Annotated in this window: 1 protein-coding gene; it reads left to right on the forward strand. The window is 47.9% G+C overall.

What is annotated here, in order from left to right; all coding sequences use genetic code 11:
- On the forward strand, nucleotides 1–491 hold a 491-nt coding region (locus C7R94_RS29470), incomplete at its 5' end, for an alpha-hydroxy-acid oxidizing protein (protein WP_199197984.1).
- Nucleotides 492–722: the final 231 nt, after the last annotated feature.

The following is a 722-nucleotide window of genomic DNA, read 5'->3' on the forward strand; positions in this document are numbered from 1 at the left end:
TTGGAATGGCAAAGGAATCAATCGAGAAGCTCATAGAAATCGGGATCAGAACAATCGATGTGGGTGGAAGAGGCGGAACAAATTTTGCTCAAGTAGAAAATATGCGTAGTGATCATCCTCACGCTATGTTCGAGGATTGGGGATTCACGACGGTAGAGAGCTTGCTGGAAACGAATGCTGTCGGTCATTTAGGAGTGTCGTACATAGCAACAGGCGGTGTTCGTCATGGACTCGATGTAGTCAAAGCTGCTTCTCTAGGTGCGTCCGCTGTCGGAATGGCAGGGGCAATGCTGCGTCTGGTTCAACGCGAATCTCTGGAAGAGTGCTTGTCTATCGTCGACAGATGGCATCATCAAATTCGTGTGGCAATGACGGCATTAGGAATGAAATGTCTGGCTGACGCTGTTTGTACTCCTGTTATGATCACGGGTAAAACAGCAGAGAGAGCTAGGCTTCGTCACATGCAATTGGAGAGACTGGCGCAACGTTAGGTAGTGGACGAGCATTCGATTCATGAAATTTCCTTGGTTGAGGCATACTTTTGGGGGAGACAACCAACATTTTGAGGAGATGAACATGAACGAGGGAACCGTTGCGATCCTTATCCAGTGGTCTTTGCTGTGTCTTGTCTGGATGGGTAGCTTTGACTTGCAGCTGCGAAACATGAAGATGGAACGCAGACGAGTGCTCGCAGTGATCAGCGCATTTTTAATTTGTACGTT

The sequence above is a fragment of the Brevibacillus sp. NRRL NRS-603 genome (assembly GCF_003013445.1).
Lineage (GTDB): Bacteria > Bacillota > Bacilli > Brevibacillales > Brevibacillaceae > Brevibacillus > Brevibacillus formosus.